This window comes from Arthrobacter sp. ok362 (assembly GCF_900102785.1).
GTDB lineage: Bacteria > Actinomycetota > Actinomycetes > Actinomycetales > Micrococcaceae > Arthrobacter.
The window spans coordinates 265,443-276,898 of sequence record NZ_FNGC01000001.1; the positions used below are offsets into that span (position 1 = coordinate 265,443).

Sequence of the window (11,456 nt, forward strand, 5' to 3'; positions counted from 1 at the left end):
ACCGCGCGATCAACGACCCGCGCGCAAGCGGTCACATTAGCGCGCGGCGACCTCTTCGGGCTCGGCGTCGGGTTCGGCCGCCGCGGCGGGTGCCGGCTGCCGGAGCTTCGAGCCTTCAACATCCACGTCCGGCAGGATCCGGTCCAGCCAGCGGGGCAGCCACCACGCCTTGTTGCCGAGCAGGTACATCACGGCCGGGACGATCGTCATGCGGACCACGAACGCGTCCACCAGCACACCGAACGCCATCGCAAAGCCCAGCGGCCGGACCATATTCAGGTGCGAGAAGATGAAGCCGGCGAACACGCTGACCATGATGATGGCGGCCGCTGTGACCACGGAGGCGGCATGGCTGAAGCCGGTGCGGACCGCGTGCTTGGCCGATTCGCCGTGCATGAACGATTCGCGCATTCCCGAAGTAATGAACACCTGGTAATCCATGGCCAGGCCGAACAGCACGCCGATCAGGATAATCGGCAGGAAGCTCAGCACCGCGCCCGGGTTTTCGACCCCGAACACGCTCCCCAGCCAGCCCCACTGATACACCGCGACGACGGCTCCGAAGGCGGCCGCGAGCGAGAGCAGGAAGCCGCCCGTAGCCAGCAGCGGCACCACGATGGAGCGGAACACGAGCAGCAACAGGATCAGCGACAGTCCGACGACGATGCCCAGGTACGGGGGCAGGGCGTCGCCGAGCTTCGTGGAGACGTCGACGTTGCCGGCCGTTTGGCCCGTGAGGCCGATGCTGACGCCGGTGGAATCCTTGATCTGTTCCTTTTCGGCACGCAGCTCGGAGACCACCTTGACGGTGCTGGCGCTGGCGGGGCCCTCCTTGGGAATGACCTGGAACACCGCGGTGCGGCGGTCCTCGCTGAGGGCCACGGGAACGGCGGCGGTGACGTTGGCCGTGCCGCGGAGGATGTCGGCGACGTCGAGCTGCTTGGCCGCGGCTTCGGCCTCGTTCAGGCCGGCGGGGAAGTCGCCCACCACCACGATCGGGCCCGTCATGCCTTCGCCGAAGCTGCGGCCGGTGACGTCATAGGCCTTGAACGCCTGCGACTCAACGGGCTCGGACCCGCCGTCGGGCAGCGCGAGCCGCAACTGGCTGGCCGGTAGCGCCACGATGCCCAACAGCAGGACACCGACCAGCAGTGCCAGGACCGGGTGCCGGGTGACGAGGCCGCCCCAGCCGCGGGTGCTGCGGCGTTCGTCGCGGGCGCGGTCCTCCCTCTCGTGGCCCGGGGCGGCGTTGTGCTTCTCCGCCTTGGCCCACGCGCGGCGGGAAATGAGCCGGGGAGCGATGAGGGACAGCACGGCGGGCGTGAGGGTCAGGGCAACGACGACGGCGACTGCCACCGTTGCGGCGGCGGACAGGCCCATGACGGCCAGGAAGGGCAGGCCCGGAATGACGAGGGCCGCGAGGGCGATGATGACGGTCAGGCCCGCGAACAGCACGGCGTTGCCGGAGGTGCCGGTGGCGAGGGCGACGGATTCCTCCCCGTCCATGCCGGCCAGGAGCTGGCCGCGGTGCCGGTTGACGATGAAGAGCGAGTAATCGATGCCAACGGCGAGGCCCAGCATGAGCGCCAGCATCGGGGAGATGGAACTCATGTCGATGGCGCCGCTGAGCGCGAAGGTGCCGCCGACGCCCACTGCCACGCCGACGAGAGCCATCAGCAGGGGGAGCCCTGCGGCGATGAGCGTTCCCAGCATGACGATGAGCACCAGGGCCGCGATGGCGATGCCGAGGATCTCGGAGATGCCGAACAGCTCCGAGACGTCCTCGGTGATTTCCTTGCTGGCCAGGGCGGTCACGCCGGCAGAGGAGACTCCGTGGGCGATGTCCTGGACCTGTTGGCGCACAGCGGGGGCCAGCCCGTTGATCGAGGTCTTGAACTGCACCTGGGCGATCGCCGCCGTGCCGTCCTCGGAAACGAACCGCATGCCCTGCGAGGCCTCAAACTGGCGTTTGGCGAGCGCGAGTTTGGCCGCACCGGCCTCGAGTTCTTTGGTTCCGGCGTCGAGCTTTTCCTGGCCGGCGGCGAGGGCGGCCTTCTGCTGGCCGAGCTGGGCGTCGATGGCCTCGGCGGACATGCCGGCCGCGGTCATCTGCTGCTCGGCCGCAGCCAGCTGGGCCTTGCCCGCGGCCAGCTGGGCGGCCGACGCGTCCAGCTGCGCCTTGCCTGCGGACGCCTGCCGCTCGCCGGCGGCGAGGTCCGCGACGGCCTTGTCCAGCTGGGCCTGGGTGGCGAACGGGTCCACGGTGCCTTGAACGTCGGGAAGGGCTTTCAGCTTGGCCAGCGCCGCCGAGACCGCGTCCTTGCCGGCCTGGGTGAACTGGCCGTCCTTGGATTCGAACACGATGCCGGCCGAGCCGCCGGAGGACTTGGGCAGGTCCCGCTTCAGTTTGTCCGCCATCTGCTGGGTTTCAGTGCCGGGGATCTGGAAGTTGTTGGACATGGTGCCGTGAAAGGCCGCTGCTGCGCCGCCAACGGCCACCAGGACGGCGAGCCAGAGGGAGATGACGAGCCAGCGGTGGCGGTAGGAGAACTTGCCGAGACGGTAGAGCAACAGGGCCATGTCAGTGCCGATCTGGGGAAGGGGCGGCGGGGGAGTGTGATGCGAAACCGGAGCCGAGGAGGCTCATGGAATCGATGAGGAGCTGGCGCAGGATGGACAGGGAAGCCGGGCTGAGGTCGCCGCCGCACCGGGCGAACCAAACATCCATGGCGGCCTTTCCGCAGGAGATGATGGAGCCGGCGAGGGCGCGGAGGTACAGCTCGTCGACCTCGACGCCGGAGCCCTGGGCGAAGCGCTCACGGGCGGCGTCGATGATCTCAACGGTGCAGTGGTCCCAGGCTTCCAGCTCGGACCGGCTGAGCATGGGGTTCGCCTGGCCCATGCTGTACAGCTCGGCCATGGGAGCCACTGTCATCGGGTCGGCGAGTTCAACCAGCGCCGCCCGCGCAGATTCCAGGATGGGCTCGCCTGCCGGGCGGAGCCGGAACTGCTGGAGTGCCTTGTCCAGGAACCCGTGGGTCACCGAGGCAATGACCACTTCGGTGCTGGCGAAGTAGTTGAAAAACGTGCGGCGGGATATGCCGGCGGCCTCGGCAATGTCCTCCACCGTGAAGTTTCCGGGACCCCGCGTGCGGAGCAAGTCCATGGCGGCGTCCGTGATGGCCTGCCGGGTGGCGGCCTTTTTTAATTCGCGACGGCTCAGTTCGCGCCGTGAGGTCGGTGCGGTGCCGGGCTCGGCGGGTTCGCCGGATTCACCGGATTGGGCAGCCTGGGCGGCGGAAGGAGATGACGATGAGGGCACGCGCTTACACTACGTGCATGTTTGCACTCTGCGCAAGTATTTTCAGGGGTCCGGTCAGTCGGGATTCAGGGGTTGAGCTGGGGCGTCGCTGCGCCGGAATTGGTCAGGCCGCCCGAATCGCCCGTCCCGCCGGAATTGGTCAGGTAGATCGACTGGCCTGTGGCCCCGGGCTCGTTGTGGGGGAGGGGAATGGCAAAAACGGCCGTACCGTAGGCGCAGGTCTCCGTCCAATTCGGCCCGATCGCTGACGTGTCGAAGCGCATGGCGATGATGGCGTTGGCGCCGCGCTGTTCGGCCTCGACCACCATCCGGGCCATGACATCCTGCCGGCTCTCGTAGAGGGCCCGCGTCATTTCCGGCACCTCACCGCCGCCCAGGGAACGGAAGCCTGCCATGACCTGGGCGGTGAGGTCCCGGGAGCGGACGGTCAGGCCCATGACTTCGCCAAAGACGGCGTCGATCCGGTGGCCCGGAATGTCGTTCGATGTCACGATCAGCATGCCCAGAGCCTATCCACTTTTGCCTCCCGCGCGACCGGTGCCATGCAGCGGTATCCCTGCCGGATTCACAGGAAAGTGAAAGCTGGGAAACAGCCATCTCTGCTGGGGCTGGTGCAGACTGGAGGTGCTCGCGGAGCAGAGTTCCCCGGAAGAACCATCAGCTTCAAGCGCCGTCACCACTCGGCAGATCCAGGAGACAGCACATGTCACGCACAACCAGAATCGCGCTCGGCCTCGGGGCGGCGGCCGTGGCACTGGGCGCCGGGCTCGGAGTCGCCGGGATGGCGTCCGCCACCACGACGCCGAGCCCCACCCCGACCCCCAGCGCCAGCGCCCCCGGAAGCAACCCCGCCGACGGCTACGGCATGCGCGGTGGACGCCACGGCCACGGCGGTGCGGAATTCGGCGCCCGCGCCAAGGAACTCGCGGCCAAGCTGGGCGTCGACGAGGCCAAGGTCACCGACGCCCTGAAGGCCCTCCGCGAAGCCAACAAGCCCACCACCCCGCCGGCCCAGGGTCAGAAACCGGACCGTGCCGCGAAGGAAAAGGCCCTCGCCGCGTCCCTGGCGAAATCGCTCGGCATCGATGAAGCCAAGGTCACCGCTGCCCTGGGCGAGCTGCGCACCGCCGAGCAGGCCAAGCACGCCGCAGCGCTGAAGCCCCGGCTGGACCAGGCCGTCAAGGACGGCACCCTGACCCAGGCAGAGGCGGATGCCGTCACCAAGGCTGCCGAAAAGGGTGTGATCGGCGGCCGCTAGGCCACCGTGTATTCGGACCGATGGATTCGGGCCGACGTCGGTTAAAGCCCACGTCGGCTGAAGGCGTCGGTTAAACCGGAGAAGTCCCCGGGAGTTCCCGGGGACTTCTCCTGTAAACGCGAGTTCAGTACTTACGCCTTCGCGTCCGCCAGTTCGCGCTCTTCCCGGCCAACAGCGGGAGCCGACGCAGTGGACGGATCGACGGCGGCCGTGTCGACGTCGTCGCTGAACGGGTCGCCGTTCCGCGGCGCGTTGTACAGCGTTTCGTCCAGAATGCCCTGGCGCTTGGCCACGATCGCGGGGATCAGGGCCTGCCCGGCCACGTTGACGGCGGTGCGGCCCATGTCCAGGATCGGGTCGATGGCCAGCAGGAGGCCGACGCCGGCCAGCGGCAGTCCCAGCGTGGAGAGCGTCAGCGTCAGCATGACGACGGCGCCCGTGGTGCCGGCGGTCGCGGCCGAGCCGAGCACCGATACCAGCGCGATCAGCAGGTACTGGGTGAAGTCCAGCTGGATGCCGAAGAACTGGGCCACAAAGATCGCCGCCACAGCCGGGTAGATCGCGGCGCAGCCGTCCATCTTGGTGGTCGCGCCCAGCGGCACCGCGAACGAGGCGTAGGCGCGGGGGACGCCCAGGTTCCGCTCCGTAACGCGCTGGGTCAGCGGCAGCGTGCCGATCGAGGAGCGCGAGACGAAGGCCAACTGCACGGCCGGCCACACGCCGGAGAAGTACTGCCTGACGGACAGCCCGTGGCTGCGGACCAGGACGGGGTAGACCACGAACAGCACAAGCGCCAGGCCGATGTAGATTGCCACGGTGAACTTGCCGAGCGAGCCGATGGTGTCCCAGCCGTAGACGGCCACAGCGTTGCCGATCAGGCCGACGGTGCCGAGCGGCGCGATCCGGATGATCCACCAGAGGACCTTCTGGATGACGGCGAGGGCGGACGCGTTAAGGGCCAGGAACGGCTCGGCCGCCTTGCCCACCTTGAGCGCGGCGATGCCGACGGCGATCGCGATCACCAGGATCTGGAGGACGTTGAAGCTCACGGCGGTGGTGGCGACGCCGTCGGTGACAGTGGTGCTCGCGCCGAGGCCCAGGAAGTTCTTCGGGAACAGTCCGGTAAGGAAGGCCCACCAGTCACCGGACTTGCCGGCGTACTCGGCTTCCTGGCTGATGCCGGTGCCGGCGCCGGGCTGCAGCAGCACGCCCAGGCCGATGCCGATCAGCACGGCAATCAGCGAGGTGATCGCGAACCAGAGCAGCGTGTTCCAGGCCAGCCGGGCGGCGTTGGACACGGCGCGCAGGTTGGAGATTGAGCTGACGACGGCGGTGAAGATGAGGGGGACCACGGCGGTCTGCAGCAGCGAGACGTAGCTCGAGCCGATGGTCTGCAGCGTGGTGCCAAGGGCGTTGGGGTTTGCCTTGGTGCTGCCGGTGTACTTGGCCAGCAGGCCAAGGCCCAGGCCGACGATCAGGGCGGCGATGATCTGGAAGCCGAACGAGCCGGCCCATTTGGGCAGCAGGAACCCGGTCTTTCCAGCAGGTGCGGGGGTGCTTGTCTGAGTGGTCACCGGAACACGCTAGGACCGTTACCAATAGCATGACCAACGGATGTTGAGAAATGTTACGCGGCGGTATCTTTGCCTCGACGGCTAAATCCCGGGAATTCCGCCGAAAGACAGCCCAATTGTGAAGTTATTCCCAGGCAGAATGTGGCGATTGTCTCGCTTGGGCTGGCCCCAATCACGCGAGTTGACAGCTCGCGGCAGTGTTTTTGGGAAACACTGCCGCGAACTGCGCTCACGCCGATGGCCCCGCTGGGCCCACGCCGTCCGGGTTCCCTGACCGTGGGCCCACGCCGGCGGGGGACCCGGCCTGAGCTTGTGAAGGCTGGGAGCCGGTGGGGAGTTGCGAGGTTAGGGGGACGGTGGGGACTACCCCAGCAGCGCGCGCTTGAGGGTGTCGAGGCCCACCGAGCCGATGTTCAGGGCCTTCGTGTGGAAAGCCTTAAGGTCGAAACCGGGGCGGGATTCCAGCTCTGCCCGGATCTGTTCCCAGAGCCGCTGGCCCACCTTGTAGGACGGTGCCTGTCCCGGCCAGCCCAGGTAGCGGGTGAACTCGAACTTCAGCTGTCCCTCGCTGATCGGCAGGTTGGCGCGGAGGAAGTCAAAGCCCTTGTCCGCTGTCCAGATGCCGCTGCCCCAGCGCTCCGGGACCTCAAGCTCCAGGTGCACGCCGATGTCGAACACCACGCGGGCCGCACGCATGCGCTGCATGTCCAGCATGCCCATGTGGTCGCCCGGATCGCTGAGGTAGCCGAGTTCCTGCATGAGCCTCTCCGCATAGAGCGCCCAGCCTTCCCCGTGCCCCGAGGTCCAGCACACACTGCGACGCCACTTGTTCAGCAGCTCGCGGCGGTAGGTGGCCGTGGCGACCTGGAGGTGGTGGCCGGGTACGCCCTCGTGATACACGGTGGTGGTTTCGGCCCAGGTGGTGAAGGTGTCCTCGCCGGCCGGCACGGACCACCACATCCGGCCGGGGCGGCTGAAGTCCGCCGAGGGGCCTGTGTAGTAGATGCCGCCTTCATCGGTGGGCGCGATCCGGCACTCCAGCGTTTTCATGACGTCCGGGATCTCGAAGTGGACGCCGGCGAGCTCCGCAACGGCTTTGTCGGAGAGTTCCTGCATCCAGGCCTGGAGGGCGTCGGTGCCTTTGAGCTGGCGGGCGGGATCGTTGTTCAGGATCTCCTTGGCTTCCTCGACCGTGGCGCCGGGCCGGATTTCCCCGGCCACGCGCTCCTGTTCGGCGATGAGGCGGTCGAGCTCCTGGACGCCCCACGCGTAGGTCTCCTCCAGGTCCACGGTGGCGCCGAGGAAGTCCCGGGATGCCAGGGCGTAGCGCTCGCGGCCCACGGCGTCCTTGGCCGGGGCGACGGGCAGGAGCTCGGACTCGAGGAACCCTGCGAGCCGGGAGTACGCCACCCGGGCAGCTGCCGTGCCGGCGTCGAGCCTGGACTGCAGTTCCGCCGGGAGCGGGCCATCCGCGGTCTTGGCGCCGGCGGCGAGCTTCGCGAAGAAGCCGTCGTCCGCGGCGTGCTTGGTGGCCTGCTCGATCACGATCGACACCTGGCGGGCCGCGGCCACCTTGCCCTCCTGCATCGCCGAACGCAGCGACTCGATGTACCCGTCGATCGCCGCGGGGACATTGTGGGCCCGGCCTGCGATGTGATCCCACTGCCCGGCGGTATCCGTCGGCATGAGGTCAAAGATCGCGCGGATGTCCTGGGACGGGGACGCGATGTTGTTCAGATCGGCCGTGTCCCAGCCCGATTCGTGGATCTCCAGCTGCAGGCCCAGCCGCTCGTGCATGGCGTCGAGCGTGACGGCGTCGACGTCGTCAACCGGCTCCAGCCCGTCCAGCGCTGCGAGTGCCTCGCGCGCGGCGGCCGCGAATTCCTCGTGGCCGGAGGGGGAGAAGTCCTGGTACTCGGTCTCGTGCCCCGGCAGGCCGAGCTCGGTGGCGAAGCTCGGGTTAAGCCGGATGAGGGTGTCCGTATAGGCGTCGGCGACAGCATCAATGGCGGTCTGCTGGCGCGCGGGGGCGGTGTTGTCTGAGGCGATGATTTCGGTAGTCACCCGACGAGACTAGCCGGGCCGCGGTGGTTATGAAAGAGTTACTGAACTTTTTTCCGGGCCCGGTTCAGGAACCGGCTGGCCGCCCAGCAGGGCCCGCTCAGCCGAGGCTGCGGCGCCAGGCTTCCGGACCGGGCCTGGGCGCCAGCCGAAGCTGCTGCCGGCGGACCCAGTGTCGGACGCCGGGGCTTTCCGGTGCGGCCCGCTCGGCCTGCCCCAGGGACAGCACGACGGCGGTTAGTGCCGCCAGCTCTTCCGGCGTCGGCTCGCCCTTGGCAACCGAGAACAGAACCTCGGGCGGGGTCTCCGGCCCGGTGGCTGGTTCGAGGGGGTCGGTGGGGATCACAGCGGGATGTTCCCGTGCTTCTTGGCGGGCAGGGCGGCCCGCTTGTCCCGGAGGGCGCGCAGGCCCTTGATGATCTGGACCCGTGTCTCGGACGGTGCGATGACGGCGTCCACGTAGCCGAGCTGGGCGGCCTGGTACGGGTTGAGCAGCTCTTCCTCGTACTGGCGGATGACCTCGGCGCGCTTGGCCTCGACGTCGCCGCCGTTCTCTGCCACCGCGGCGAGTTCGCGGCGGTACAGGATGTTCACGGCGCCCTGGGCGCCCATGACGCCGATCTGGGCGGTGGGCCAGGCGAGGTTGAGGTCCGCGCCGAGCTTCTTGGAGCCCATCACGATGTAGGCCCCGCCGTAGGCCTTGCGGGTGATGACGGTCAGCTTGGGCACCGTGGCCTCGGCGTAGGCGTAGAGCAGCTTCGCACCGCGGCGGATGATGCCCTGGAACTCCTGGTCCTTGCCGGGCAGGAAGCCCGGGACGTCCACGAGCGTGATGATGGGGATGTTGAAGGCATCGCAGTGCCGGACGAAGCGTGCGGCCTTTTCCGATGCAGCGATGTCCAAAGTGCCGGCGAACTGCATGGGCTGGTTGGCCACGATGCCCACCGTGTGCCCCTCCACCCGGCCGTAGCCGATGATCACGTTCGGGGCGTAGAGGGACTGCATCTCCAGGAAGTGCGCGTCGTCGACAATCTGCTCGATGACCTTGCGCATGTCGTACGGCTGGTTGGCCGAGTCCGGGACCAGCGCGTCCAGGGCGAGGTCGTCGTCGTCGACCTCAAGCTCCTGCTGGTGCTCCAGCACCGGGGCCTCGGCGAGGTTGTTGGAGGGCAGGAAGTCCAGCAGTTCGCGGACGAACTCGACCGCGTCGGCCTCGTCGGAGGCCAGGTACGTCGAGGTGCCGGTGTTGGCGTTGTGCTGGCGGGCGCCGCCGAGGGTTTCCATGTCCACGTCTTCGCCGGTGACGGTCTTGATGACATCCGGGCCGGTGATGAACATGTGGGAGGTCTTGTCCACCATGACCACGTAGTCGGTCAGGGCGGGGGAGTAGGCCGCGCCGCCGGCGGAGGGGCCCATGATGAGGGAGATCTGCGGGACGACGCCGGAGGCGTGGACGTTGTTGCGGAAGATGTCCGCGAACATGGCCAGGGAGGCGACGCCCTCCTGGATGCGGGCACCGCCGCCGTCGAGGATGCCGACCACGGGGCAGCCGTTGCGCAGCGCGAATTCCTGGACCTTGACGATTTTTTCGCCGTTGACCTGGCTGAGTGAGCCGCCGTAGACGGAGAAGTCCTGGCTGTAGACCGCGACCGGGCGGCCGTCCACCGTGCCGTAGCCGGAGACGAGCCCGTCGCCCAGCGGCTTCTTCTTTTCCATGCCGAACGCGGTGGAGCGGTGCACAGCCAGCGCGTCGAATTCGACGAAGGAACCGGCGTCCAGCAACAGGTCGATGCGCTCGCGGGCGGTGTTCTTGCCGCGCGCGTGCTGCTTGGCGATCGCTTCCGGACCGGAGGGCTGCTCGGCACCGGCCTGGCGGTCGCGGAAATCTGCAATCTTTCCCGCAGTCGTGGTCAGATCGTGGCTCATCAAGTGTCTCCGGCTCTGTCGCTGGTCGTTCGGTCGCTGTAGCTCGCTGGCCCTGGTCCGTGTGGCGCTTTAGTTGGAATGCACAAAAGCAAGGCCTCGATGGCAAGTCTAGTGACGCCATCGGCCCACGCCGCTGTAGAAAACCTACAATTTTCGCTCCATCTCCCGCCGTGCCCGCTAAAGATGTCCGCGGACAACTCGGCCGAGCCCGAACGCGGCGCTCCTTCCCGGTTGCTGCCGGACAGCCCGGAGTCAGCCCCCGGATTTCCAGGGGACGGCAGGGCTTCTTTGCCCTTACGCGGGAAGCAACCGGGCAGGAATGCCGGGAGTTCTTGTTACTCACCAGTAACAACGGTCCGCTAGAGTGTGGGCATGACTTCAAGCAATGATGCTTCGGGCACCGCCGCAGGGCCGTACCAGGCCGCCGGTTCCCTCCAGGGCCGCACCGTCCTCATCTCCGGTGGCAGCCGCGGCATCGGCCTGGCCATCGCGCTCCGCGCAGCCCGGGACGGCGCCAACATCGTCCTGATGGCCAAGACCGGCCAGCCGCACGCCAGGCTGGAGGGCACCGTCTATACGGCCGCCGAACAGATCGAGGCCGCCGGCGGCCAGGCGCTGCCGCTGGTCGGCGACGTGCGCAACGACGCCGACGTCGCGGGCGCTGTTGGCGCCGCCGTGGACCGCTTTGGCGGGATCGACGTCGTCATAAACAACGCCTCGGCGATCGACCTCTCCACGACCGACGACGTGGACATGAAGCGCTACGACCTCATGCAGGACATCAACGTCAGGGGCACCTTCCTGCTCTCGAAGATGGCGCTGCCGGCCCTGCGGGCATCCGAGGCCGGGCACATCCTGACGCTCTCCCCGCCCTTGAACCTGGACCCCAAGTGGGCCGGCCTGCACCTGGCCTACACCATGGCCAAATACGGCATGAGCCTGACCACGCTGGGGCTGGCCGAGGAGCTCAAGGCCGACGCCGTCACCGTGAACTCGCTCTGGCCATGTACCTTGATCGACACCGCGGCGATCCGCAACATGCCCGGCGGCGACATGATCGTCAAGGGCGCCCGCAGCCCCGAAATCATGGCCGACGCCGCCCACGCCGTGCTGACCGGCAGCAATGTGGTCCCCGCGCACGGCAACCGGAGCGGAAACTTCTACACGGACGAAGAAGTTCTCGCAGCGGCAGGGGTGAGGGACTTCAGCCCGTACAGCCTCGGCGCGCCGGAGGACCAGCTGGTCGCGGACATCTTCCTCTGAACTTGCTGAGTGTTTTTCGGCCGCCTGCCCTGCGGAAATTCCCCTCGTTTGA

The 11,456-nt window shown here is 67.8% G+C and carries 9 protein-coding genes; 2 read left to right on the forward strand and 7 right to left on the reverse strand.

What is annotated here, in order from left to right; genetic code table 11:
* Positions 1-36 precede the first annotated feature (36 nt).
* From BLQ10_RS01110 to BLQ10_RS01120, 3 genes are all read right to left on the reverse strand, one after another.
* Entirely contained in the window at positions 37-2,580 is a 2,544-nt protein-coding gene (locus BLQ10_RS01110) for an MMPL family transporter (RefSeq protein ID WP_091557315.1), read from the reverse strand.
* Position 2,581: 1 nt separating this feature from the next.
* On the reverse strand, positions 2,582-3,223 hold the full coding sequence (locus tag BLQ10_RS01115) for a TetR/AcrR family transcriptional regulator (RefSeq protein WP_302847276.1): 642 nt from the start codon (positions 3,221-3,223) through the stop codon (positions 2,582-2,584).
* Between the two features lie 164 nt (positions 3,224-3,387).
* A complete protein-coding gene (locus BLQ10_RS01120) occupies positions 3,388-3,822 on the reverse strand; it encodes a YbjQ family protein (RefSeq protein ID WP_254785340.1) in 435 nt (144 codons plus the stop codon).
* A 203-nt stretch (positions 3,823-4,025) separates the two neighbouring features.
* Between BLQ10_RS01120 and BLQ10_RS01125 the strand changes: the two genes are divergently transcribed.
* Complete coding sequence (locus BLQ10_RS01125) at positions 4,026-4,580, forward strand: hypothetical protein (protein ID WP_091557318.1); 555 nt, start codon at positions 4,026-4,028, stop codon at positions 4,578-4,580.
* A 131-nt stretch (positions 4,581-4,711) separates the two neighbouring features.
* On the opposite strand, the gene BLQ10_RS01130 is transcribed toward BLQ10_RS01125, so the two are convergent.
* From BLQ10_RS01130 to BLQ10_RS01145, 4 genes are all read right to left on the reverse strand, one after another.
* Entirely contained in the window at positions 4,712-6,154 is a 1,443-nt protein-coding gene (locus BLQ10_RS01130) for a dicarboxylate/amino acid:cation symporter (RefSeq protein ID WP_091557321.1), read from the reverse strand.
* Positions 6,155-6,517: 363 nt separating this feature from the next.
* The gene (locus tag BLQ10_RS01135; RefSeq protein WP_091557923.1) at positions 6,518-8,203 is read right to left on the reverse strand and encodes a DUF885 domain-containing protein; all 1,686 of its coding nucleotides are present in this window, start codon (positions 8,201-8,203) and stop codon (positions 6,518-6,520) included.
* Positions 8,204-8,315: 112 nt separating this feature from the next.
* Entirely contained in the window at positions 8,316-8,561 is a 246-nt protein-coding gene (locus BLQ10_RS01140; RefSeq protein ID WP_254785341.1) for an acyl-CoA carboxylase subunit epsilon, read from the reverse strand.
* A complete protein-coding gene (locus BLQ10_RS01145) occupies positions 8,558-10,141 on the reverse strand; it encodes an acyl-CoA carboxylase subunit beta (protein WP_091557323.1) in 1,584 nt (527 codons plus the stop codon). Before BLQ10_RS01145 ends, BLQ10_RS01140 begins: the two co-directional genes overlap by 4 nt.
* Before the next feature lie 372 nt (positions 10,142-10,513).
* Here BLQ10_RS01145 and BLQ10_RS01150 point away from each other — a divergent pair, with 372 nt between their 5' ends.
* Positions 10,514-11,404, forward strand: coding sequence for an SDR family oxidoreductase (locus BLQ10_RS01150; protein ID WP_091557325.1), 891 nt, complete (start codon positions 10,514-10,516; stop codon positions 11,402-11,404).
* Positions 11,405-11,456 lie beyond the last annotated feature (52 nt).

Excerpts from the sequence above, each read along its gene's own strand:
- BLQ10_RS01110 (WP_091557315.1), bottom strand. The coding sequence starts at position 2,580 with ATGGCCCTGTTGCTCTACCGTCTCGGCAAGTTCTCCTACCGCCACCGC.
- BLQ10_RS01150 (WP_091557325.1), top strand. The coding sequence starts at position 10,514 with ATGACTTCAAGCAATGATGCTTCGGGCACCGCCGCAGGGCCGTACCAG.
- BLQ10_RS01120 (WP_254785340.1), bottom strand. The coding sequence starts at position 3,822 with ATGCTGATCGTGACATCGAACGACATTCCGGGCCACCGGATCGACGCC.
- BLQ10_RS01145 (WP_091557323.1), bottom strand. The coding sequence starts at position 10,141 with ATGAGCCACGATCTGACCACGACTGCGGGAAAGATTGCAGATTTCCGC.
- BLQ10_RS01125 (WP_091557318.1), top strand. The coding sequence starts at position 4,026 with ATGTCACGCACAACCAGAATCGCGCTCGGCCTCGGGGCGGCGGCCGTG.